The sequence below is a fragment of the Rhodococcus sp. 06-1474-1B genome (assembly GCF_002258885.1).
In the GTDB taxonomy this organism is placed as follows: domain Bacteria; phylum Actinomycetota; class Actinomycetes; order Mycobacteriales; family Mycobacteriaceae; genus Rhodococcoides; species Rhodococcoides fascians.
The window spans coordinates 520,080-542,869 of sequence record NZ_NOYR01000032.1 but is presented as its reverse complement, the minus strand read 5'-3'; the positions used below and the strand labels follow the sequence as shown (position 1 = coordinate 542,869).

At 65.0% G+C, this 22,790-nt stretch carries 17 protein-coding genes; 6 read left to right on the top strand and 11 right to left on the bottom strand.

The window, feature by feature from the left end:
• Nucleotides 1-14: 14 nt before the first annotated feature.
• The 7 genes from CH266_RS20410 to infC all read right to left on the bottom strand — a co-directional run bounded on the left by CH266_RS20410 (nucleotide 15) and on the right by infC (nucleotide 6,691).
• Nucleotides 15-569 (bottom strand): hypothetical protein, encoded by a 555-nt coding sequence (locus CH266_RS20410; protein ID WP_057473442.1) that lies wholly within the window; start codon nucleotides 567-569, stop codon nucleotides 15-17.
• Nucleotides 570-638: 69 nt separating this feature from the next.
• Entirely contained in the window at nucleotides 639-3,125 is a 2,487-nt protein-coding gene (gene pheT, locus CH266_RS20405) for a phenylalanine--tRNA ligase subunit beta (protein WP_094716023.1), read from the bottom strand.
• A 55-nt stretch (nucleotides 3,126-3,180) separates the two neighbouring features.
• Nucleotides 3,181-4,248, bottom strand: coding sequence for a phenylalanine--tRNA ligase subunit alpha (gene pheS / locus CH266_RS20400; RefSeq protein WP_027497240.1), 1,068 nt, complete (start codon nucleotides 4,246-4,248; stop codon nucleotides 3,181-3,183).
• A 70-nt stretch (nucleotides 4,249-4,318) separates the two neighbouring features.
• Complete coding sequence (locus tag CH266_RS20395; protein WP_027497241.1) at nucleotides 4,319-5,125, bottom strand: TrmH family RNA methyltransferase; 807 nt, start codon at nucleotides 5,123-5,125, stop codon at nucleotides 4,319-4,321.
• A 38-nt stretch (nucleotides 5,126-5,163) separates the two neighbouring features.
• Nucleotides 5,164-5,553 (bottom strand): 50S ribosomal protein L20, encoded by a 390-nt coding sequence (gene rplT, locus CH266_RS20390; RefSeq protein ID WP_008715924.1) that lies wholly within the window; start codon nucleotides 5,551-5,553, stop codon nucleotides 5,164-5,166.
• An 86-nt stretch (nucleotides 5,554-5,639) separates the two neighbouring features.
• Nucleotides 5,640-5,834, bottom strand: coding sequence for a 50S ribosomal protein L35 (gene rpmI, locus CH266_RS20385; protein ID WP_008715923.1), 195 nt, complete (start codon nucleotides 5,832-5,834; stop codon nucleotides 5,640-5,642).
• A 116-nt stretch (nucleotides 5,835-5,950) separates the two neighbouring features.
• A complete protein-coding gene (gene infC / locus CH266_RS20380; RefSeq protein ID WP_045841242.1) occupies nucleotides 5,951-6,691 on the bottom strand; it encodes a translation initiation factor IF-3 in 741 nt (246 codons plus the stop codon).
• Between the two features lie 379 nt (nucleotides 6,692-7,070).
• Here infC and CH266_RS20375 point away from each other — a divergent pair, with 379 nt between their 5' ends.
• On the top strand, nucleotides 7,071-7,451 hold the full coding sequence (locus CH266_RS20375) for a DUF1844 domain-containing protein (RefSeq protein ID WP_027497243.1): 381 nt from the start codon (nucleotides 7,071-7,073) through the stop codon (nucleotides 7,449-7,451).
• Between the two features lie 81 nt (nucleotides 7,452-7,532).
• On the opposite strand, the gene uvrA is transcribed toward CH266_RS20375, so the two are convergent.
• A complete protein-coding gene (gene uvrA / locus CH266_RS20370; RefSeq protein WP_094716059.1) occupies nucleotides 7,533-10,457 on the bottom strand; it encodes an excinuclease ABC subunit UvrA in 2,925 nt (974 codons plus the stop codon).
• A 258-nt stretch (nucleotides 10,458-10,715) separates the two neighbouring features.
• Here uvrA and CH266_RS20365 point away from each other — a divergent pair, with 258 nt between their 5' ends.
• The 3 genes from CH266_RS20365 to CH266_RS20355 all read left to right on the top strand — a co-directional run bounded on the left by CH266_RS20365 (nucleotide 10,716) and on the right by CH266_RS20355 (nucleotide 15,204).
• The gene (locus CH266_RS20365; protein WP_032374317.1) at nucleotides 10,716-11,405 is read left to right on the top strand and encodes an MBL fold metallo-hydrolase; all 690 of its coding nucleotides are present in this window, start codon (nucleotides 10,716-10,718) and stop codon (nucleotides 11,403-11,405) included.
• A gap of 140 nt (nucleotides 11,406-11,545) precedes the next feature.
• Nucleotides 11,546-12,736 carry a DoxX family protein gene (locus CH266_RS20360; protein ID WP_027497246.1) on the top strand — a complete coding sequence of 397 codons (1,191 nt, stop codon included), beginning with the start codon at nucleotides 11,546-11,548 and terminating at the stop codon, nucleotides 12,734-12,736.
• 146 nt (nucleotides 12,737-12,882) lie between these two features.
• Nucleotides 12,883-15,204 carry a HelD family protein gene (locus CH266_RS20355; RefSeq protein WP_094716022.1) on the top strand — a complete coding sequence of 774 codons (2,322 nt, stop codon included), beginning with the start codon at nucleotides 12,883-12,885 and terminating at the stop codon, nucleotides 15,202-15,204.
• Nucleotides 15,205-15,282: 78 nt separating this feature from the next.
• On the opposite strand, the gene CH266_RS20350 is transcribed toward CH266_RS20355, so the two are convergent.
• Nucleotides 15,283-15,735 (bottom strand): universal stress protein, encoded by a 453-nt coding sequence (locus tag CH266_RS20350; RefSeq protein ID WP_008715916.1) that lies wholly within the window; start codon nucleotides 15,733-15,735, stop codon nucleotides 15,283-15,285.
• A 182-nt stretch (nucleotides 15,736-15,917) separates the two neighbouring features.
• On the opposite strand from CH266_RS20350, the gene CH266_RS20345 reads away from it, so the two are divergent.
• Together CH266_RS20345 and CH266_RS20340 are read left to right on the top strand one after the other, a co-directional pair.
• Entirely contained in the window at nucleotides 15,918-18,779 is a 2,862-nt protein-coding gene (locus CH266_RS20345; protein ID WP_094716021.1) for an alpha/beta fold hydrolase, read from the top strand.
• Nucleotides 18,776-19,633, top strand: coding sequence for an ABC transporter permease (locus CH266_RS20340; RefSeq protein ID WP_032365525.1), 858 nt, complete (start codon nucleotides 18,776-18,778; stop codon nucleotides 19,631-19,633). Before CH266_RS20345 ends, CH266_RS20340 begins: the two co-directional genes overlap by 4 nt.
• Before the next feature lie 6 nt (nucleotides 19,634-19,639).
• Here the strand turns inward: CH266_RS20340 and CH266_RS20335 are convergent, their stop codons facing one another.
• Both CH266_RS20335 and uvrB read right to left on the bottom strand, forming a co-directional pair.
• A complete protein-coding gene (locus tag CH266_RS20335; protein WP_094716020.1) occupies nucleotides 19,640-20,506 on the bottom strand; it encodes an SCO6745 family protein in 867 nt (288 codons plus the stop codon).
• A 64-nt stretch (nucleotides 20,507-20,570) separates the two neighbouring features.
• On the bottom strand, nucleotides 20,571-22,733 hold the full coding sequence (uvrB, locus tag CH266_RS20330) for an excinuclease ABC subunit UvrB (RefSeq protein WP_027497251.1): 2,163 nt from the start codon (nucleotides 22,731-22,733) through the stop codon (nucleotides 20,571-20,573).
• Nucleotides 22,734-22,790: the final 57 nt, after the last annotated feature.

Here is a 22,790-nt window from a genome sequence, read left to right as displayed (position 1 = left end):
GCCGGAAACGCTAGCTAGCTGCTACCCATCGATCTACGAATTTCGTCGAGCTTCTTTCGGCCGGCTTCCTGCCGATCGTTCCACTGTTTGTCCAGGTCCTGACCGGCTCTCGATTCCCGGTCCAGCTCCTCCGCCCCGACAGCCGTACCCGAGCGGTGCTCCACCTTCTCTCGCACCCCGTCCCAGGTCGGCACCCCGGAGTCGGTGAACTCGCCCGTAGTCGCACCGCCGACATAACCCCCACCCCCGCCGACGGGCAGGTCGTCTACCAATTCCGCATCGATGACGCCCGGCACCGTTCCGCCCAACGGAGCTCCCGGTGGTGGATCGCCGAGCGGCTGGTCGATACGAGGTTTCGTCACCTGCGGAACATCCACATCGGGAACGGTTCCCGGCGGGACGCCGCGATCCGGACCGGCGGGCTCGGGTTCCGCCGTCCCCAACTCGGCCGCCAGAGCGGATGCCGCCGCTGCCACCGGAGCCAACCGAGGTCGGCCAACCACCGCCGCGAGAACCTCGTTCAACACCTGCAGATCCGAGGCCGTGGCCTGCGTGTCGGATTCACTCATCGGCTGCTCCCGTCGTCGTGCCCGTCATGACACCACGCTACGCACAACACCGGCCGCGCCGTCGACGGTTCAGCTACGCAGCTGGGCACCGACCGCTGTGGATGCCGCCGCCACGGCTGCGTCGCGAGCCGCCGTCGCCTGATCCTCGGTCAGGGTTCCGTCCGAACCGCGGAACCGGAGGGCGAACGCCAACGACTTACGCCCCTCGCCGACCTGCTCACCCTCGTAGACGTCGAACAGTCGGATGGACTCGAGCAGTTCTCCACCGCCGATCGTCAGCGCAGCCTCGACGGACGCAGCGGGCACGGACGCGTCGACCACGACAGCGACGTCCTGCAACACGGCCGGGTATGGGGATACCTCGGGGGCCGGAAGCGATTCGACGACGGGCAGAGCGCTCAAACTCAGCTCCACCGCACACGTACGCGGCGGCAAACCGGCTCGCTCGAGCACGGCCGGATGCAGTTCGCCTGCGTGCCCGACGACCTCACCGTCGAGAAGAACCTCGGCGCACCGGCCCGGATGCCAGGGAAGGTGGTGTGCTGCACGAAGATCGACGTGCACGCCGGACGCCGCGGCAACCGTGCGCACAGCGGCGAACGCGTCTGCGGCCTCGGCTGCTCGGCCCGGTCCCCAGGGCCCGGAGGGCTCACGCTGACCGGCGAGCACCATGCCCACGTGCACCGGCTGTGCGGGGAGGGACCCACGGAGCATCGCGATCTGATCGTCGGTCGGTCGCCGATCGACCGGCAACGCGTCCACTGCAGCGGTCGCGTCGTGCCGGAGAACGACCTGGGCGATTCCGAACAACGACACGTCCCGCTGACCGCGCGCGATGTTCCTGTTCAGCATTTCGAGCAGACCGGGAAGCACGGTCGTCGCAAGCTCGGGGCGGTCGGCCTCGAGCGGGTTCAACACCGACGTCGTCGCCCGGCGCGGGTCGTCCGCGTCGAGGCCCCACGTGTCGAAGATTCCCTTGGGCAGGAACACCGGCGGAAGAACTTCGACATAGCCGGCGAACGCAAGGGCCTTGCCGACTGCCCGCCGACGCTTCTGCTCGGCGGTGAGGCCGCGCCCACCGGGAGCGGACGGCAGAATCGACGGGATCTTCTCGAGCCCTTCGAGCCGCAGCACCTCTTCGACCAGATCGGCGCGCTGCACCAAGTCGGGTCGCCACGAGGGAGGATCGACGACCAGTTGTCCGTGGCCGCCACCGTCGACATCCACCTCGACGGTGCATCCGATCTGAGTGAGCCGTCGAGCAGCGGTCCCGTCGGGGTACTGCACACCCGCGATCCGATCGGGCAGGTCGAAGTCCATCGTCACCGACGGGAACCGGGCAGCCTCGCCGATGTCGGTCAGCACCGGTTCGATACGTCCACCGGCGATCTCGACGAGCAACTGTGCGGCCCGATCGAGCGCCGCAACCGGGAGCGCCGAATCCACAGTCCGCTCGAAACGCTTGCTCGCCTCGCTCGACAGCTTGTGGCGACGGCCGGTTCGGAACACCGCGAGCGGATCGAACGATGCTGCTTCGAGAACGACATCGCTGGTCGAGTCGTCGACCTCGGTGGACGCCCCGCCCATGACGCCGGCCAACGAGATGGCTCCCGTTCCGTCGGCGATGACCACGTCTTCCGCATCGAGCGACCGCTCGACGCCGTCGAGCGTCGTGAGCGTCTCCCCCGCATTCGCGCGCCGCACGACGAGATGACCGTCGAGCTTGCTTGCGTCGAAAGCATGCAACGGCTGTCCGAGTTCGTGGAGCACGTAGTTGGTCACGTCCACGGCCGCCGAGATCGGTCGCACCCCGGCCAGCAGCAGTCTCCGCTGCATCCACCAGGGAGTGACGGCAGCGGGATCGATACCCACGACCTTGCGCAGAGCGAACCGAGAAGTACCGGACTCAGACTCGACCGTCACGGGCCAGGCGTCACCGGTGACCTCGGTGGGCATCGTGCGCGCCGGATCCACATACGGAAGATCGAAGCTGCACGCCAACTCACGAGCCAGGCCGCGTACCGAGAAGGCGTACCCGCGGTCCGGTGTCACGTTCAGCTCGATCACCGAATCATCGAGGCCCAGAACGACTTTGGCATCGTCGCCGGGCTGCGCAGTCCCTTCCGGTAGCACCAGGATGCCGGAGTGGTCCCGGCCGAGACCGAGCTCGAGCGTCGAGCAGATCATCCCGTTGGAGTTGCGGCCGTACGTCTTGCGCGACGCGATGGCGAACCCGCCCGGCAGAACGCTGCCGGGCAGCGCCGCGACGATGAGGTCCCCCTCGGCGAAATTGCGTGCACCGCAGACGATCTCCTGCGGCTCGTCGGCCCCCACGTTCACGAGGCAGAACCGAATGGGCTTCTTGAATTCGGTCAGTTCCTCGATCGACTCGACCCGACCCACCACGAGGGGCCCCGTCACGTTGTCCAACGAGACCAGCTCCTCGACCTCGAAACCGACGCGTACGAAACCCGCGTCGAGCTCGTCGGGCGAGACGGACCAGTCGGGAGTACCCGCGTGCAGGACCTCGGTCAACCAGGAATGTGGGACTCGCACGTGTGCTCAGCTCTTTCTTGTATCCGAGATGAAGTGGGGCTGGAGAGTGGCCGCGTCAGGCCTGAACACCGAAGGGCAGAGTGAACCTGATATCCCCCTCGACGATGTCCCGCATGTCCGGGATGTCGTTGCGGAACTGCAGAGTTCGCTCGAGACCCATGCCGAACGCGAAACCGGTGTACACCTCCGGGTCGATGCCGCTGGCCTGCAACACCTTCGGATTGACCATTCCGCAGCCACCCCATTCGACCCAACCGGCTCCACCCTTCTTCTTCGGGAACCACACATCGACCTCGGCGGAGGGCTCGGTGAACGGAAAGTAGTTGGGCCGCATCCGAGTGCGCGTATCGCTGCCGAACAGAGCCTGCGCGAACGCGTCCAACGTTCCGCGCAGATGCGCCATCGTCAGGCCCTTGTCGATCGCGAGCCCCTCGACCTGATGAAAGACCGGAGTGTGCGTCGTATCGAGCTCGTCGGTACGGAACGTTCGGCCAGGGCAGACGACGTAGATCGGTACGTCGCGGGAGAGCATGGACCGCACCTGCACCGGCGACGTGTGCGTACGCAGTACCTGCCGCGAGCCCTCCGGTGCGATGTGGAACGTGTCCTGCATCGTGCGAGCCGGGTGATCGGGCAGGAAGTTCAACGCGTCGAAGTTGAAGTGCTCGGTTTCCACCTCGGGGCCTTCTTCGACCTCCCAGCCCATACCGACGAAGACATCGGCGACCTGCTCCGAGATGATCGTGATGGGATGGCGCGCTCCGACGGGTGCCCGGTCGGTCGGCAGCGTCACGTCGATCGTCTCGGCCACGAGAATCGCTGCATCGCGCTCCGCCGACAGCACTGCGCGGCGCTCGTCGAAGGATTTCTGCACCCGGTCTCGTGCCACCTTGACGCGCTTGCCTGCGTCCGCCTTCTGATCACCGGGTAGAGCTCCGAGGGCGCGCTGAGCCAACGCCAGTGGTGCCTTTCCACCCACGTGATCGATTTTGACCTTCGTGAGCGCATCGAGGTCCGACGCGTCGGCGAACGCCTGCTCGGCCGAGTCCACCGCAGCGTCGAGTGCGGACTCTTCGAGAACGCTCGGATCTACCGGCTCGGGCCCGGACTCTTTCTTCGCCACGACAGATGCACTCCTCGAATAATGGTCGGTCTGCACGAAGCAGAGTGGTAACGATCCTAGGCGACCGTATTCACGGGTTCGCCGACCGTCGTCGAACACGGGCGCTCGCGTAGAGGCACAGTGCCGCGGCGGTCGCCAGGTTCAGACTCTCCGCCCGACCGTGGATGGGAATTCTGATCCGGTGATCGGCAGCTTGGGCAACGGGGAGGGACAAACCGTGGGCCTCGTTGCCGAACAACCACGCAGTCGGCTGCTGGAGCAGCTCGTCTGCGTCGTCCAAGTCGACTTCGCCGTCGGCGGCAGTCGCCACGACCGTCAGGCCGGCACGGCGCAGTGCGTCGATACCGTCTTCGATCGAGCGCTCCCGCGCAATGGGAAGATGGAAGACGCTGCCGGCCGAGGCCCGCACGCATTTGCCGTTGTGCGGGTCGACGGAGTCGCCGAGCAGGACCACCGAATCGGCCCCGGCGGCATCGGCAACACGAATGATCGTGCCGGCATTACCCGGCTCGGCCATTTGCACCGGAACGGCCACCAGCCGCGGTGTTCCTGCCAACGCACGGTCGATCGGGACGTCGACCAACTCGGTGACTGCGATCAGACCCTGCGGGGTGACGGTGTCCGACAATGCCTTCGCGGCACGATCGGTGATCGGAAACACCCGTGCGCCACCGGCCTCGATGGAGGCGATGAGGCTCTCGTGTCGGTCGAGGGCATCCGCGGTGAAGAACAGCTCGCGGACCGAACCGAACCGAGCAGCCTCGGACACAGCGTTGAAGCCCTCGGCAAGGAACAGTCCCGTCTTCTTGCGCTCTGCAGCGCGAGCGAGCTTGACGGCCGAAACGACCCGCGGAGTTCGCTCGGTCAGCGAATCCACGGGTCGTTTCGGAGTTGAATCGTCGTGCGGCGACTCGCTCAGGCTGCTTCTCCAGCAGGAGCGTTGACATCGGCAGGCAATGCAGCCTTGGCGATGGCGACCAAGCCGGCGAATGCCTCGGCATCGGACACAGCGAGCTCGGCGAGGATCTTGCGGTCCACCTCGACGCCCGCGGCCTTCAGGCCCTGGACGAAGCGGTTGTAGGTGATGTCGTTGGCCCGCGCTGCAGCGTTGATACGCGTGATCCACAGCTTGCGGAAGTCACCCTTGCGCGCGCGGCGGTCCCGGTACGCGTAGGTGAGCGAGTGGAGCTGCTGCTCCTTGGCCTTGGTGTACAGACGTGAGCGCTGTCCGCGGTAGCCCTTGGACGCTTCGAGAATCGAACGGCGCTTCTTCTGGGCGTTGACGGCCCTTTTTACGCGTGCCACTGGTGAATCCTGTCGATCTGGGGGCGTGTGAAACCCCGAATGGTAATGGGATGAAGCCGACCGAAATCAGTCGGCGGCGAGCCGGATCAGATGCCGAGCAGGCGCTTGATCCGAGGCACGTCGGCCTTCTTGACAACGGCGACACCATCGAGGCGACGAGTCACCTTGGTGGGCTTGTGCTCGAGCAGGTGGCGACGGCCGGCCTTCTGGCGCAGGATCTTGCCGCTGCCGGACACCTTGAATCGCTTCTTGGCACCACTGTGCGTCTTCTGCTTGGGCATGAAATCCTCTGTTCTGTATTAGCTCTTCGGTGGTGCATGGCACAGCCACGCAGCGCCTCGGAACGGACTGCGCACCGAGGCGGGTGCGGGACTGTCTTACTGGTAGAGCGCGAAGCTCAGTTGGTCTGAGCCGGAGTAGCCGGAGCTGCTGCGGCCGGTGCCTCGGCAGCCGGAGCTGCTGCGGCGGGCTGTTCCGGCGCGGGGGCCGGTGCGCGTTGCGCAGGCGGCGCGGCAGCGCTTTCCTGAGCCTTCACGCGAGTCTTGGCACCCTTGTGCGGAGCCAGGACCATGGTCATGTTGCGGCCGTCCTGCTTGGCCGACGTTTCCACGAAACCGAGTTCCGCGACGTCGGCACCCAGGCGCTGCAACAAACGGAAACCCAGCTCGGGGCGCGACTGCTCGCGACCACGGAACATGATGGTGACCTTGACCTTCGAGCCGGCTTCGAGGAAGCGAACCACGTTGCGCTTCTTGGTCTCGTAGTCGTGCGCGTCGATCTTGGGGCGGAGCTTCTGCTCCTTGATGACGGTGAGCGTCTGGTTCTTGCGCGATTCGCGCGCCTTCTGCGCAGCCTCGTACTTGAACTTCCCGTAGTCCATGATCTTGCAGACCGGCGGACGTGCGTCGGGAGCTACTTCGACAAGATCGAGGTCGGCTTCGAGAGCCAAGCGGAGTGCATCTTCAACACGCACGATCCCCACCTGTTCACCGCCTGGTCCGACAAGACGGACCTCGGGAACTCGGATGCGATCGTTGATGCGGGTCTCAGTGCTGATGGGGCCTCCTAGGTAGTGCGGTGTGGTGTGTAACCCGACCGCCTGCCACTTACACAGCCCGTCGCCCTCGAACCTCGACATCACGCTCGGCGAACCAACACCGAAAACGAAAAAACCCTGCAGCCGGTCTGTACCGACAGCAGGGCCCGATGTCGACCGGTCGATCCGTACGACATAGCGCGTCGTACAGTCTCCTCACGAGGAGGAAGCACTGGGGAATCCCGATTGGGAGACCTTCGTGCGACCGGACCGGAAGCGATCCATTCGGATCACATACCGGTGGGAGTCGGGCTCCACTTGCTGCCTCCATGCGGTGAACTCCATCGAGGAGCGCACGCCGAAGACGGTCGTCGAGTCAGACTACCAGCAGAATGCCGAAACCGACAATCGCACCGGTCGATGAAGCCGAGTCGACACCCGATCCGACCGACGGCACCCGCGGCGTGGGATTCTCGTAGGTATGACCAGTTCATCCACGCCCGCCGATCCCGCAGGCACCGACCCCACCGGTATCGAGCAAGAAGTCCGGGAACTCGCCGAGGTTCCCGCGGTCGAGGTCATCAGCCGTGCAGCGGTGATGCTGATGAGTTCCGCGGCCGAGAAGCTGGGTCTGTCCGAGCCCGATCCCGCGGAGAGCCCCTACCTCGATCTCGACGAGGCCCGACGCGTCATCACCGCACTCGCCGGCTTGGTCACCGCGTCGGTCGAGTACCTCGGTCCCCACGCTGGACCGATTCGCGACGGCCTCCAGGCACTGCAACGCGCGTTCCGGGAAGCCTCGGCACACCCGGACGAGCCAGGACTCGGCCCCGGTGAGAAGTACACCGGCCCGGTGCACTGAACGAGCGCACCCCACCCCACCCACAGACGACGAAGCCGCATCCGGCAATCCGGATGCGGCTTCGTCGTCGACGTGTTCGCGTCAGACCGCAGCGACCTTACGAGCCCGACGCTTCTTCGGGGCCGCCTTCGGCGTGGACGCCACTACCTCGCGGGAGAGCGCCTCCTGCAGGAATTTTCCGGTGTAGCTTTCGGGCACCGCTGCTACGGCTTCCGGATTACCCTGCGCCACAACCGTTCCGCCGCCCGAACCACCTTCGGGCCCCATGTCGATGACCCAGTCGGAGACCTTGATGACATCGAGATTGTGCTCGATGACAATCACGGTGTTCCCCTTGTCGACGAGTCCGTTCACCACGCCGAGCAACTTCCGGATGTCCTCGAAATGCAGGCCCGTGGTCGGCTCGTCGAGAATGTAGACGGTTCGGCCGGTCGATCGCTTCTGCAACTCGGCTGCGAGTTTCACACGCTGAGCTTCGCCGCCGGACAGTGTCGTCGCCGGTTGACCCAGGCGGACGTAACCGAGGCCGACCTCGACGAGTGTCTTGAGGTACCGGTGAATAGACGTGATGGCCTCGAAGAAGTCGGCAGCCTCCTCGATCGGCATGTCCAGGACCTCGGCGATGGTCTTGCCCTTGTAGTGCACTTCGAGCGTCTCGCGGTTGTAGCGAGCGCCTTCGCACACCTCGCAGGGGACGTAGACGTCGGGCAGGAAGTTCATCTCGATCTTCAACGTGCCGTCTCCCGAGCATGCCTCGCACCGACCGCCCTTGACGTTGAACGAGAATCGCCCGGGCTGATACCCACGAACCTTGGCCTCGGTGGTGGCCGCGAACAACGTACGGATCTTGTCGAACACCCCGGTGTACGTCGCGGCGTTGGACCGGGGCGTGCGGCCGATCGGCGACTGGTCGACGCGAACCAGCTTGTCCAGTTGGTCCAGACCGTTGATCCGGGTGTGCCGACCGGGAACCTGCCGGGCACCGTTGAGCTTGTTGGCCATCACGGTCGCGAGGATGTCGTTGACCAGCGTCGACTTACCCGAGCCCGAGACACCGGTGACCGACGTCAGAACACCGAGAGGGAAGCTGACGTCGATTCCCTGGAGGTTGTGTTCACGGGCACCCACGACGGTGACCTGTCGCTTCTTGTCGACCACCCGACGGGTGTCCGGCAGCGGGATCTCCATGCGACCCGACAGATACGCACCCGTGAGCGATTCGTCGTTGGTGAGGAGGTCCGCGTAGGAACCGCTGTGCACGACGCGTCCGCCGTGCTCACCGGCCAACGGTCCGATATCGACGACCCAGTCGGAGGTACGGATGGTGTCCTCGTCGTGCTCGACGACGATCAATGTGTTGCCGAGATCGCGCAGTCGCGTCAGCGTGTCGATGAGCCGGCGGTTGTCCCGTTGGTGCAGTCCGATGGACGGCTCGTCCAGTACGTAGAGCACGCCGACGAGGCCGGAGCCGATCTGCGTGGCGAGCCGGATACGTTGGGCCTCGCCGCCGGACAGCGAGCCCGCGGTGCGCGCCAACGACAGGTATTCGAGACCCACGTCCAGCAGGAAGCCGAGTCGAGCCTGAACCTCCTTGAGGACCTGGCCCGCAATCGCTTCCTCGCGTCGCCCCAGAGTGAGACTGTTGAGGAAGTCGGCCGTATCGGCGATGGAGAGTTCACACACCTCGGCGATCGACTTCGGCCCGAAATCACCTGCCGCGATGGTGACCGACAGAATTTCCGGACGCAGCCTGGCTCCGTTGCAGGTAGGACACGGAACGTCGCGCATGTAGCCGTCGTAGCGTTCCTTCATCTGTTCGGATTCGGTCTGCTCGAGGCGGCGGTGCAGGAAGGGCATGACGCCCTCGAACTCGGCGTAGTACGACCGGGTGCGGCCGTACCGGTTCTTGTACTGCACGTGCACCTGGTGGTCGCTGCCCTCCAGGACAGCTCGCTTGACCTTCGCCGGCAGCTTGTTCCACGGAGCGTGCAGATCGAAGCCCATGGCGTCGGCGAGTCCGGACAGCAAGCGACCGAAGTACTCCGACGTCTGGCCCATCGACCAGGGCGCGATGGCACCGTCGGCCAGACTCAGATCACCGTCGGGCACCACCAGCTCGGGATCGACCTCCTTGCGCACGCCGAGCCCGACACAGTCGGGGCAGGCGCCGTAAGGCGAGTTGAACGAGAACGATCGCGGTTCGAGGTCGTCGATGGACAGCGGGTGGCCGTTGGGGCACGCGAGCTTCTCCGAGAAACGACGCTCCCGATCGGGGGCGTTCTCCTCACGGTCGACGAAGTCGAGAACCACGATGCCGTCCGCGAGCCGCAGTGCGGTCTCCACCGAGTCGGTGAGCCGCTGCTTCGAGCTGGACTTGACGGTGAGTCGGTCGACAACGACCTCGATGTCGTGTTTTTCCTGCTTCTTCAAGACCGGCGGGCTGCTGAGCTGGTGGACGACACCGTCGACGCGCACACGTGAGTAGCCCTGGGTGTTGAGCGAGTCGAACAGGTCGACGAACTCGCCCTTACGGGTTCGGACCACCGGCGCGAGGACCTGGAATTTGAGGCCCTCCTCCATGTCGAGAACCTGATCGACGATCTGCTGTGGGGTCTGCTTGGCGATCTGCTCGCCGCACACCGGGCAGTGCGCAGTGCCCGCCCTGGCATAGAGCAACCGTAGGTAGTCGTAGACCTCGGTGATGGTGCCCACGGTGGAGCGTGGGTTGCGGTTGGTCGACTTCTGGTCGATCGAGACCGCGGGCGACAGGCCTTCGATGAAGTCGACGTCGGGCTTGTCCATCTGCCCGAGGAACTGCCGTGCGTATGCGGACAGCGACTCCACGTAGCGACGCTGGCCTTCGGCGAAGATCGTGTCGAAGGCGAGAGACGACTTGCCCGAACCGGACAAACCGGTGAACACGATCAGCGCGTCCCGGGGCAGGTCGATATCGACCCCCCTCAAGTTGTGCTCCCGTGCACCTCGCACTATCAGGCGATCCGCCACTGTGTTCCCTTCTTTTCTCACGAGCACGTCGAGCCGTGTTGCTGCTCGGCGCAGCATTGTCCGACGTCGAGTCGATGATGACGCGTGGTGCCGATGCACCGATCACACGCCGTGTAGCCGAGGACTCCACGTCGAAAACCTGTCGAGGTGAGGGACGAACCTCACCTCGTAGCAATGGTAGGTCCAGGTACCGACACACTTTTCCACGAGCGTGACCCCGGCGCTCCCGTCGTTGCTGCCGACGGTAGCGTCCTCGAAATGGACGAGCACCTCATGGTCATCGACGACAATTACACCGGCGTCGTTGCACAGGGTTCACCCCCGCAGCGGCGGACGATCCCCGGAGCCACGATCACCAAGATGTCGGTCGGCCCCATGGACAACAACACCTACCTGGTCGTCTGTTCCGCAACGGGCCATTCCCTGCTGATAGACGCCGCCAACGAGGCCGACCGCATCTCACTGCTTCTCGACGAGAACGCACCGACGCTGTCTCTGATCGTCACCACACATCAGCATGCCGACCACTGGCAGGCGCTGGCCGATATCGCCGGTGGCACCGACTCCCCCACCGCGGCCCACGAGCTGGACGCAGAACCGCTGCCGGTAGCTCCGGACCGTTTTCTTGCCGACCACGACACGGTGTCGGTGGGAGAGCTCACGTTCGATGTGGTGCATCTGACCGGTCACACTCCGGGCTCGATAGCGCTCGCGCTGACCGACGCCGAGGGCAAGACGACGCACCTCTTCACCGGTGATTCCCTGTTCCCCGGCGGCGTCGGCAAAACCAACGGCCCCGAGGACTTCACCCACCTGCTCGACGACGTGAGCGCCAAATTGTTCGACCGTTTCGCCGACGACACCGTCGTCTACCCCGGGCACGGCAAGGACACCACTCTCGGTGACGAGCGGCCGCACCTGGCGGAATGGCGCGAACGCGGCTGGTGACGCCGCACGTGCTTGAGACCGTGAAACACGGGGTATGAAGAGTGTGACAAAAGTGCACGCACCGGTGATTTCGATCTACTTTCGGTGCGAGTCCGCACGTACAACCGCCATGACACGAGAAACTACGCAGGAGGCTGTCAATGCTGGTCCGCCGTATCGCCCGTCCGCTGATGTCTACGATTTTCATCTCCGGGGGCGTCGATGCACTTCGTAATCCCGCCGGCAGGGCGAAGGCAGCCGCTCCGTTGATCGAGCAGAGCAAGGATGCTCTGCCCAACGAGGTCACCGCGAACGTGCCGACCGATCCCGAGACGTTGGTTCGGATCAACGGCGGAATCCAGGTCGCCGGCGGCATTCTGTTGGCCACCGGCAAGGCACCGCGTATCGCATCGCTCGCTCTGGCTGGAAGCCTCGTTCCGACGACGCTGGCCGGACACGCGTTCTGGAACGAAACCGACCCGGAGACCAAGGCTGCGCAACGCATCCACTTTTTCAAGAACCTCAGCCTCCTCGGCGGACTGCTGATCGCAGCCGTCGACACCGAGGGCAAGCCCTCCGTCGCGTGGCGCAGCAAGCGGGCGGCACGCCGCGCACAGGAATCTGTGGTCTCTGCGCTGCCCGGTCACACCACTCACGACACCGGGGAACGCGTCAAGGAAATTGCCTCGATCGCAGCGAGCCGCGGTGCCGATCTGGCCGACGCCGCACAGCCGAAGCTGGCCAAGCTCGCCGACGCCGCACAGCCGAAGCTGGCCAAGTTCGCCGACATCGCCGGCGAGAAGGGCTCGGAGCTGGCAGAGGTCGCGCAGCCCGCTCTGAACCGGTGGGCTCACATCGCCGCCGACAAGGGTTCGGAGCTGGCCGAAGAAGCCCAGAAGCGTGGCTCGAAGCTGGCCGAGCTTGCTGCCGACCGCGGAAGCGATCTGGCCGAAGAAGCGCAGAAGCGTGGCTCGAAGCTCGCCGACAAGGCCGCGCACCGCAGCTCGGATTGGGCCGAGCTCGCTCAGAAGCGGGGCTCGAAGTTGGTCGACGTCGCTGCCGACCGTCGCAGTGAACTGGCCGAGGTGGCACAGAAGCGCGGAGCGAAGCTCGCCGATCTCGCTGCCGAGAAGGGATCCGTTCTGGCCGAAGAGGCTCAGAAGCGCGGTGCCACGTGGGCCGACATCGCGTCGGATCGGGTAGACACGCTCGGCAAGCGCGCTCGTAAGCGGGCCGAGAAGCAGAACAAGGAACTCGAGAAGGCAACCGAGCAGGCTCGGGCCAAGCTCGAGAAGCGAGTTGCCAAGGCGCAGAAGAACTTGGACAAGAAGCTCCAGCAGTACGCGAAGTAGGTCTACCCACGACGCTCGGCGTCGTTCGCGCGCACGGCCCTGTCCCAGAACTCGCGGTTCTGCGGCAGGGCCGTTCTGCGGCGTAGACTGCTCTGGCTGATTTCGAGGCGATATCGTCGCCTCGGCCGAACTCCCGAGGAGAACCTTTGCCGGACGACGGCCACCCATCGAACGATCCCGGTGCACCCATCGAGGAAGACCTCGAACAGGCGCACCTGACGCGGTTGTACACGCAGCTCGATTCGCTGCGCGAGTATGCAGCAAACCGACTTCGCGCCGTGCTGCTCGAGACCGGCGGAACACCGCAGGCCCGAAGCGAGCGCGAATCCTTCAACCAGATGTACACCGAGGACATCGCCAAGTACGACGCAGCCGAGAACGGGCTCTGCTTCGGACGCATCGACCTCGACCCGGACACCCTCGATCCGAAAGTCGACGACCGCCCCGAGCGTTACATCGGCCGTGTCGGCATCCTCGACGACAAGAACGATTACGAGACACTACTGCTGGACTGGCGAGCCCCCATGGCCCGTCCGTTCTATCTGGCGACACCGGCAGCTCCCGAAAACGTGTTGCGCCGCAGGCATATTCGTACCCGCGGACGCAAGGTGACCGCCATCGCCGACGAATTCCTGGACCTCGAGTCCGCGCAGTCGTCGAACGATGCGGCTGTCGCGGGTGGCGTCGCCAGTGAGGGTGCGCTGCTGTCCGCTCTCGATGCAGCGCGAACCGGTCAGATGAACGACATCGTCGAGACGATCCAGAGCGAGCAGGACGCAATCATCCGCTCACAGCATCGCAGTGTGCTGGTGGTGCAGGGCGGACCGGGCACCGGCAAGACGGCCGTGGCACTGCACCGAGCTGCGTATCTGCTGTACACGTACCGTCAACAGCTCGGCAAGAGCGGTGTCCTGATCATCGGGCCCAACGCCACGTTCCTCGACTACATCGGCCAGGTGCTGCCGTCGCTGGGCGAAACCGGGGTATTGCTGTCGACGATCGGCGATCTGTACCCCGGAGTCCGTGCGCAGCGCGAGGATTGGGCTCTGGCCACCGAGGTCAAGGGCAGACTGTCGATGGTCGACGTACTGACGCAGGCGGTGCGTGATCGCCAGGAGGTGCCCGCACAGCCGCGCCGGCTGAAATTCGACACCTACGACATCACCCTCGATCGAAAGATAGTCACGCGTGCCCGCGGCCGCGCCCGGTCCTCCCGGCGACCACACAACTTGGCTCGGCCTCTGTTCGTGTCCTCGGTCATCGACCAGTTGGCCAATCAGCTGGCCGCGAAACTCGGCCAGAACGTGGTGGACGGATCGAGCTTGCTCAGCGCCGACGACATTGCGGACATGCGGGACGAGATGCGCGAGGACCACGACGTGATGGCTGCGATAGACGAGTTGTGGCCGGATCTGTCGCCCCAGCAGGTTCTTCGAGACCTGTTCGCATCGCCGGAGAAAATCGCATCGGCCGCACCTGCGCTCGACGAGTCGGAGCGCGAGTCGCTGCTGCGCCGCGGCCACGGCTTCTCGTCCGCGGATGCCCCGCTGCTCGACGAGCTCGCCGAGCTGCTCGGCGTCGACGATGCTGCCGAACGTGAACAGGCTCAGCGTCAATGGCGTGGCCAGATCGCCGATGCCCAGGGCGCACTGGACATCCTGACCGGGTCTGCTCCACAGGACCTCGAGGACGAACTGGACCCGGAGATTCTGATGGCGTACGACCTGATCGACGCCGATCAGCTAGCGCGACGCCAGAATTCGGGTCAGCGACTCACCACCGCCGAACGCGCCGCCGGCGACCGTACCTGGACCTACGGGCACGTGATCGTGGACGAGGCACAAGAGCTGTCGGCGATGGCATGGCGAATGGTGATGCGGCGCATCCCCAATCGGTGGATGACACTGGTGGGTGACACCGCGCAGACCGGTGATCCGGCCGGAACCTCGTCCTGGGGATCGGTGCTCGAACCCTATGTGGCTCAACGCTGGAAGCTCACCGAACTGACGGTCAACTACCGAACGCCGTCGGAGATCATGACGGTGGCGCACGACGTGCTCGCGGCGATCGATCCGGAGCAGTCCGAACCGCGATCCATTCGCAGCACCGGCGTCGAGCCGTGGGCTCAACGCGTAGCCGCAGCAGATCTGGTGACGACGGTCGAGAAGCGAGTGGCCGACCACCCTCGTCCCGGCCTGAGCGCAGTGCTCGTTCCCTCCGAACTCGTCTCCCAACTGCAGCACCTGGCGTCGGATGTGGTGACCGTGTCGACGGTCAAGGACGCAAAAGGGCTCGAGTTCGACTCGGTGCTCATCGTCGAGCCGAGCGCGATCGTTGCGGAGTCCGTCAAGGGTATGAACGACCTCTACGTGGCCCTGACCCGAGCAACCCAGCGACTCGGCGTCGTCCATGTGGATCCTCTGCCCCAGGAGCTCGGGGCCCTGCAGCCCTCCGACGCCGAGGTCTGACGAGAACGGTCCGACGAGAACAATCGGCCCGCCCCGTCATCGTCGACGGGGCGGGCCGATTGTCGTACTACGAGAAAATCAGCGGACGGTATGGACGATCAGCACGTCACAGGTCGACTTGCGGGCCGCGTCGGACGGAACCGAACCGAGCAAGCGACCGGTCAGCGAGTTCAGCCCACGGTTGCCGACGACGAGTAGATCGCCCTTGACCTCGTCCACGAGTGCCAGGAGGGACTCGACGGGCGCTCCGACGATCGGCTTCTCCTCGATGTTCTTCGCGCCGGCCTTGGTGGCGTGCTCTCGGGCGGTGCGCAGGATTTCGCGCGTCGGTGCCGAACCGGTGATCTGGTAGGCGTCCTCGCGGAGTGCGTCGGCGGCGGCAGAGGTATCTTTCGGATCGGCCGGGTAGTAAGCACACGCGATCACCAGGGTGGCATCGGCATCTCCCGCCAGAGCCGCGGCCTTCTCCACTGCCCGCAGTGACGATTCGGAGCCATCGGTTCCGACGACGACGGTGCGGTAGGCGCTCATTCATTCCTCCATTTGTCGGTCACACACAGATGTGACACTTCTGGTCGAACTGGATTGGTGCAAGTCACAGGACCGAAAGACGTGGTCCGGGGACTGATGCGCTGACAGTAGCCGGAAGTCGACGATCGGCACGTGAACTTGGGGAACAACACGATCCGCGCCACTCACATACATTGGTTTGCATGCCGATCCCCCGCCCGCCGTTGTCGAGACGGGCCCTCGCTCTCGGTGCCGTCGCGATCTCGATCGTGATCGTGGCCGCCCTCGCATTCGCATTCCTCCCCCAGGGACGCGAAGCCGACACAGCAACGCGTGACGCGCGCATCACGCTACCGGACAGCCCCGGTTCGACGGAGACCGTCGACCTCGACACCCGGCTCTACATTCCCGAGTCCACCCCCGCTCCGGCTGTGTTGCTCGCGCACGGCTTCGGCGGCAGCAAGGACTCGGTCGACGGCGAAGCTCGTGATCTCGCCGCCCGCGGATACGTGGTTCTCGCCTACACCGCACGCGGCTTCGGTGACAGCACGGGTTCGATCTCCATCAACGACCCCGATCGCGAGGTCGCCGATGCCCGCGGCCTGATCGACTGGCTGGCCGAACAGCCCGAAGTACAGCTCGACGCTCCTGGTGATCCCCACGTCGGCGTGGCAGGCGGATCGTACGGCGGGGCACTGGCCCTCAGCGCAGGCGGAACAGACCCCCGCGTGGACTCGGTGGCCGCTGCCATCACCTGGAACGACCTGGGCCAGGCCCTGTTCCCCAACTTCGGCGTCACCTCGTCCGCAGGTCGAGAAGCGCTCGGAAACACCGACTCCCCGGCCGGTGCCGAATACGGCGGACCCGGCGTCCTCAAACGTGGATGGGCCGGGGTCTTCTTCGGAGCGGGTGCCTCCAGCGCTGCGCCCGGTAGTGCCGGGGACGGTAACCGTGGCGGTGGCGGTGGCGCATCCGCATGCGGCAGATTCGCCCAGGAATTCTGCGACGCCTACGCACAATCCGCAGTGACCGGCATTCCCAGCCAGCCACTACTCGATCTGTTGACTGCCCACTCGCCCGTTGCGGTGGCGTCGAACATCACGGCTCCGACGCTTCTCCTACAGGGCACCCAGGACACTCTGTTCGGTCTCGACCAGGCCGACGCGACGGCTCGGCAGATCGCAGCCGCAGGCGGTGACGTGACCGTTCGGTGGTTCGACGGTGGGCACGATGCCGGTGGAACGAACGGTGCGTCGGATCGAGCCGTCGCGGACTTCTTCGACCGGACTCTGCGCGGCACCCCCGATCCCGCGACCTCCGAGAGCGCGCCGTTCGTGTATTCGACGCAGCGCGCAGCCGATGAGCGAGGAGGAGAACGCAATCGTCGGATGACGGCTCCCGACTACCCAGGCCTGACCCCGAACTCCGAACCCACACAGACGAATACGGTGACCTTCACCCCCGCCTCGGACGGGACGATCATTCGTCCGCCCGGCGCGTCACCGTCCGCCATCTCGACGGTCCCCGGTCTGGGTTCGGTGTTGTCGACACTCGGATCGACCGGAGCCGGTGCAGCGCTGACTGCGGACCTTCCGGGCCAGTCCGCGATTTTCACCAGCGAGCCCGTCGACTCGTCACTGACCATCACCGGCGCGCCGAGAGTCGATCTCCGGGTGGCGTCCCTCGCCGGGCCCGGCCAGGCTGTGCTGTTCGCGAAACTGTACGACGTCGCCCCGAACGGCACACGGACCCTTCCCGGCGGCGCAGTGTCGGCCATCCGACTGCCCGACACCGGGAGCATCGATCCCGTCGACGTCACCGTCGCCCTCCCTGGAATCAGCTATACCGTCCAGCAAGGTCATCGTCTCGAACTGAGCGTCTCCACCACCGATCAGGCCTACGCCGTCCCGCTGGAGCCCGCACAGTTCAGCGTGACCATGGCGAACACGTCCGTCGCGTTGCCGACGGTTCCCGCGGTGGCGAGCGCGAACAGCACGGTACCCGTCGCTCCACTGATCGGAATCGGCGTGGTCGTCCTGGTCGTCGGATGCATCGTGGTGGCGACGATCGTGCGAACCAGACGCCGCACGGTGGCCGAGGTCGACGAGGCTCTGGTCGACACTCCCCTGGTGATCACCGACCTGGCCAAGACATACTCGAACGGGTTCCGTGCCGTGGACGGCGTCAGCTTCGAGGTGAAACAGGGGCAGGTACTCGGACTGCTCGGACCGAACGGTGCCGGAAAGACCACCACGTTGCGCATGCTGATGGGCCTGATCACCCCCACCGGCGGCGACATCCGAGTCTTCGGTCACAAGGTCACACCCGGTGCCCCGGTGTTGTCGCGGCTCGGCTCCTTCGTCGAGGGTTCCGGCTTCCTTCCGCATCTGACCGGCACCCAGAACCTGCGGCTGTACTGGGAGGCGACAGGGCGACCGATCGAAGACGCTCACCTCGACGAGGCACTCGAGATCGCAGACCTCGGCGCAGCGATCGAACGCAAGGTCAAGTCCTACAGCCAAGGCATGCGTCAGCGCCTCGCCATTGCACAGGCCATGCTGGGTCTACCCGATCTCATGGTGTTGGACGAACCGACCAACGGCCTCGACCCGCCACAGATCCGAACCATGCGTGACGTGCTGATCAACTACGCGAAGACGGGGCGCACCGTGTTGGTCTCGAGCCACCTCCTCGCCGAAGTGGAACAGACGTGCACGCACGTCGTGGTCATGAACCGTGGCTCCGTGATCAGCTCGGGCACCGTCCGCGAGCTGACAGCGGCCGGAGGGCAGACCGAGATCAGGGTCGACGACGCCGACCGCGCCCAGTCGGTACTCGACGCCGCCGGCCATGACGGCGCGGTGATCGTCGACGACGGCACCGTGACCGTCGACCTGACCGACGCCGATTCCGCCGTCGTCATCAGAGAACTCGTCACGGCGGGGGTGTCGGTCCGCGGCTTCTCCCAGTCCACCCGACTCGAGGACGTGTTCCTCGACCTCGTTCATCGAGATACCCCAGGCACAGTCGTTCACGAGACCGACTCCAGCGAGGATCGCTCATGAGTACAACGCACGCAGACGGCCGCGCAGCGGGCTACAGCGGCGGCCGCACCCTGCCGTTTCGTACCGAACTGCGTCGACAGTTGGGCCGGCGACGCACTCAGCTCGCCATCGGTTTCCTTGCCCTGCTACCGGTGATCCTTGTCGTCGCCTTCACCGTGGGCAGCTCCAGCGCCGACTCCGACGCCGGCGGGCTCATCGAGCTCGGCACGCGAGGCGGCATGAACTTCACCGTCTTCGCACTGTTCATGTCCGTCGGATTTCTGCTCATCGTCGTGGTGGCGCTGTTCTTCGGCGACTCCGTTGCGAGCGAGGCCTCGTGGTCGAGCCTGCGCTACCTGCTCGCCATCCCAGTTCCTCGAAGCCGACTGTTGACCCAGAAGGCACTCGTCTCGGCCACGCTGTCCAGCGCCGCCATTCTGGTGCTGGTCGGAGTGTCCCTACTGATCGGGACGGTGATGTACGGTGCCGAATCATTGGTCACGCCGCTGGGTGAGGGACTGTCGTACGGCACTTCCCTGGTGCGACTACTGATTGCGGTCGCCTACATCGGCGTCAATCTGCTGTGGGTGGCAGGTCTGGCGATGTTGCTGTCGGTGCTCACCGACGCCCCTCTCGGGGCCGTCGGCGGCGCGGTGATGACGTCGATTCTGATGCAGATCCTCGATCAGATCACGGCATTGGGGTCGCTGCGCAACTATCTGCCCGGGCACTACGCGAACTCGTGGATCGACGCCTTCGGCACGAACATCGACTGGAACGACATGGTGGTCGGATCGTTCTCGGCCATCACCTACGCGGCGGTCTTCGGGCTGATCGCGTGGAGACGATTCGCCACCAAGGACATCACCAGCTGAGGCGGCCTACTTCTTTTTGATCGCTGGCCCGAAGACGCCCTCGGGAATGGTGCCCTGGCCGACGATCGACTCACGCCACGGCGTCGCGAGCGAAACCAGCCGAGCTGCACCATCCTCGCCGAGGGCGGCCCACGGCGCGACGGCGAGGTCGTTGGTGATGTCCTCGACCAACGTGCGGAGATCTTTCCCGTCCTGAGTCAAAGCGCCGTCGGCCGTCACCAATTCACGATCGGCCAAGGACGCCACGGCTTCGTTCCACTGCTCGGTCGACCATCCACGACGCTTGCGCGCGAATTCCTTCTCGAAGCCGTACCCGGTGGCGGTGTGGGTGATCAGCGCGTCCAGGCCGTTCAACCCCGCCGTCTGCAGCGCGGCAATGTGACCGTCGCCGCGGTACTCACGGATCAGGGTGAGCGCGTGCCACAACACGAGGTGCGGCGCTTGCGGCCAGTCGAGTTCGGCGTAGGCGGCGTACAGCGGCCGACCGTCGTCTCCTGGGATTCCACGCGCAGCGATCGAGGCGAGGTCGGCAGCTTCGGCCATATCCGGGGACGCCAACGTCTCGGAGCCCAACAGACGCTCGAATGCGGTGTCGAATGTGGCGTAACGGATTGCCATGATCTCGTCGGGAGAGGCGATGGCCCAGGCTGCCGGAACCAGCGGGCTGATCAGATCGCGGTTGAAGTTGTAGAACGTGGCTGTCACGACACCTGCACCGACCGGCCCGAGAGGTGCTGCACGACCGGCGAAGTAGCAGGCTCGTGGCGGTAACCCAGCGGCAACGAGAGCGTCCTGCGTCTCCGGCAGGAAGTAGGTCATCGAGTGGATCAGTTCGAGTGCACGAGAGGTGCGCCCGGCGGTGGTTGCGTCCATCACTGAACCGTAACCGAACCATTTCGGATCGTTCCGCAGGCTCGACTCGCACCACCCGCCCGACCTACTTGAGGCCGGCCGCGTCCATGCCGCGGAGCTCCTTCTTCAGGTCCTGGATCTCGTCGCGCAGTCGACCGGCCAGCTCGAACTTCAACTCGCGGGCAGCGTTCATCATCTGATCGGTCATGTTCTTGATCAGGTCCGCCAACTCGGCGCGCGGCATCGACGAAACATCCTGCCCCTCGTACACGCCGGAGCTGACCGACCTGCCTGCTTCGCCCTGCGCTCGCCGACCACGGCTGGCGTTCCGACCCGAGCCACCCACTTCGACGGCCGTGTCGGTGTCCTCTGCTTCCTGATACACCTGATCGAGAATGTCGGCGATCTTCTTGCGCAGCGGTTGCGGATCGACTCCCCGCTCCTTGTTGTAGGCGATCTGCTTCTCGCGCCGACGTTCGGTCTCCTCGATCGCGTACGTCATGGAGTCGGTCATCTTGTCGGCGTACATGTGCACTTCACCGGACACGTTTCGAGCGGCGCGGCCGATCGTCTGAATGAGGCTGGTGCCGCTGCGGAGGAATCCCTCCTTGTCCGCGTCGAGAATGGCGACCAATGACACCTCGGGAAGGTCGAGGCCCTCCCGGAGGAGGTTGATGCCGACCAGGACGTCGTACTCACCCAGCCGAAGCTGCCGCAGCAGCTCGACTCGGCGCAAGGTATCGATGTCGGAGTGCAGGTACCGGACGCGGATGCCCAGCTCGAGCAGATAGTCGGTCAGGTCCTCCGACATCTTCTTGGTCAAAGTGGTGACGAGAACTCGTTCGTCCTTCTCGGCACGCTCGCGAATTTGGTGCACGAGGTCGTCGATCTGCCCCTTGGTCGGTTTGATGACGACCTTCGGATCGACGAGGCCGGTAGGACGGATGACCTGCTCGACGAATTCGCCGCCGGTCTGCCCCAGTTCGTACTTGCCGGGAGTAGCGGACAGGTAGACGGTCTGGCCGATCCTCTGTGTGAACTCTTCCCACGTCAGCGGCCGGTTGTCCGTCGCAGACGGCAACCGGAACCCGAAATCGACCAGGTTCCGCTTGCGCGACATGTCGCCCTCGTACATCGCGCCGATCTGTGGGACGGTGACGTGAGATTCGTCGATGACGAGTAGGAAGTCCTCGGGGAAGTAGTCGATCAGGGTCGCGGGTGCGGTGCCGGCCCCGCGACCGTCTATGTGCCGCGAGTAGTTCTCGATGCCGGAGCAGAAGCCGACCTGCTTGATCATTTCCAGGTCGTATTGCGTGCGCATCCGAAGCCGCTGCGCCTCGAGCAGCTTTCCCTTGCCTTCGAGTTCCGCCAGCCGCGCCTCGAGCTCGGCCTCGATGTCCTTGACCGCCCGTTCCATGCGCTCCGGTCCGGCGACGTAATGGGTGGCCGGGAAGATGCGTACCGAATCGACTTGGCGAACGATGTCGCCCGTCAGCGGATGCAGGTAGTACAGCGCCTCGATCTCGTCACCGAAGAACTCGATGCGAATAGCGAGCTCCTCGTACGACGGAATGATCTCCACGGTATCGCCGCGGACTCGGAACGATCCGCGGGTGAACGCCATGTCGTTGCGCGTGTACTGCACGTCGACCAGAAGCCGGAGCAGCGCATCACGCTGGACCTCGACGTTGACCTCGAGCTCGATCGACCGATCGACGTACGACTGCGGGGTACCGAGACCGTAGATGCACGACACCGACGCCACCACGACCACGTCTCGGCGAGAGAGCAGGGATGCCGTCGCCGAGTGCCGCAGACGCTCGACGTCGTCGTTGATGGACGAGTCCTTTTCGATATAAGTATCGGTCTGCGCAATGTACGCCTCGGGCTGGTAGTAGTCGTAGTACGACACGAAGTACTCGACTGCGTTGTTGGGCAACATGTCTCGCAGCTCGTTCGCCAACTGCGCTGCGAGAGTCTTGTTCGGTGCCATCACCAGGGTGGGGCGCTGCAGTTTCTCGATCAGCCAGGCGGTGGTGGCCGACTTACCGGTACCGGTGGCACCGAGAAGCACGACGTCCTTCTCGTCCGCCTTGATCCGACGTTCGAGTTCGGCGATGGCGGTCGGCTGATCACCGGCCGGAACGTGTTCGCTGACGACCTCGAACGCCGGTCCGGTGCGCTCGATCGCTCCCACCGGACGGTGTTCGGAGTGCGCGACAACGGGATGTTCGGATGCAAACGCCATTACACAAGCGTAGACGCGACCACCGACAAGTTCCGTCGGAGAGACCTCGGAGGTCTG